We start from the raw sequence: 1,326 nt of genomic DNA on the forward strand, positions 1-1,326 counted from the left end.
CGAGCGCCCGACGCCGCCGATGCGGGAGACGCTGTCGCAGTTGCGGCTGAACGAGCTCCTGCACGAGGTCCAGGACCGCGTCGGGCAGCTGGCCGAGTCCCGCGACCAACTGGACCAGCTGCTGGAAGCCATGCTGGCCGTGGCCTCCGGCCTGGAACTCGACATCACCCTACGACGCATCGTGCACGCCGCCATCGAACTGGTCGACTGCCGCTACGGAGCACTCGGCGTGCTCACCGCCGACCGCGAACACCTCGCCCAATTCGTCTACGAAGGCATCGACGAACACCTCCGGCAACAGATCGGCGACCTGCCCACCGGCCACGGCCTGCTCGGCCTGCTCATCCAGCAACCCAAACCCATCCGCCTCGACAACCTCGCCCACCACCCCGCCTCCTCCGGCTTCCCACCACACCACCCACCGATGCACAGCTTCCTCGGCGTCCCCGTCCTGGTCCGCGGCACCGTCTTCGGCAACCTCTACCTCACCGAAAAAAACAACGGCCACACCTTCACCGAAGACGACGAAGTCGTCGTCCAAGCACTCGCCGCCGCCGCCGGCATCGCCATCGACAACGCCCGCCTCTACGAACAAGCCCGCCAACGCGAAGCCTGGCAGCAAGCCATCAGCGAAATCCGCGCACAACTACTCGCCTCCACCGACCTCGACGAAGTCCTGTCACTGGCCGCGCAGCGCGCCCTCACCCTCACCGACGCGGACTGCACCTTCCTGGCCCAGCCCGACGACCCCGACCTCCCGCCGGAAGACGTCAGCGGCCTCATCATCACCGTCAGCGAAGGTCTCGGCTCCACCACCCTCGTCGACAGCCACGTCCCGATCGAACACTCCAGCCAGGGCCACGCCTTCCGCAACCGCCAACCGCAACAGGTCCCCAAACTGGACTACGAACTCCCCCACGACCCCGAGATCGAGTTCGGTCCCGCCCTCGTGCTGCCACTGCGAGCGCGGGAAGGAACCGTCACCGGTGTGCTGGTCGCCCTGCGCAAAGCCGGGCACCCACCCTTCGACCCAGCCGTGCTCCCACTGGCCGCCGCATTCGCCGACCAAACCGCCATCGCCCTCAAACTCGCCGAGGACCAGCGCCGCATCCACGAACTCCAAGTGCTCAGCGACCGCGACCGCATCGCCCGCGACCTACACGACCACGTCATCCAACGACTGTTCCACCACGGCCTCAACCTCCAAAGCACCATGACCCGCGCCCGCAATCCGCAGATCCGCGACCGGCTGGGCGACATGATCAACGAGGCCCAGGGCATCATCGGCGACATCCGCACCGCCATCTTCGACCTGCACGGCGGGAT

The 1,326-nt window shown here is 67.3% G+C and carries 1 protein-coding gene; it reads left to right on the forward strand.

Annotated features, from left to right (window positions below; all coding sequences use genetic code 11):
- Nucleotides 1-19: 19 nt before the first annotated feature.
- Nucleotides 20-1,326 (forward strand): GAF domain-containing protein (locus HFP15_RS42045; protein WP_168524197.1); only part of this gene is annotated, 1,307 nt, incomplete at its 3' end.

Origin of the sequence: Amycolatopsis acididurans (assembly GCF_012328925.1) — a bacterium.
GTDB classification, from domain to species: domain Bacteria; phylum Actinomycetota; class Actinomycetes; order Mycobacteriales; family Pseudonocardiaceae; genus Amycolatopsis_E; species Amycolatopsis_E acididurans.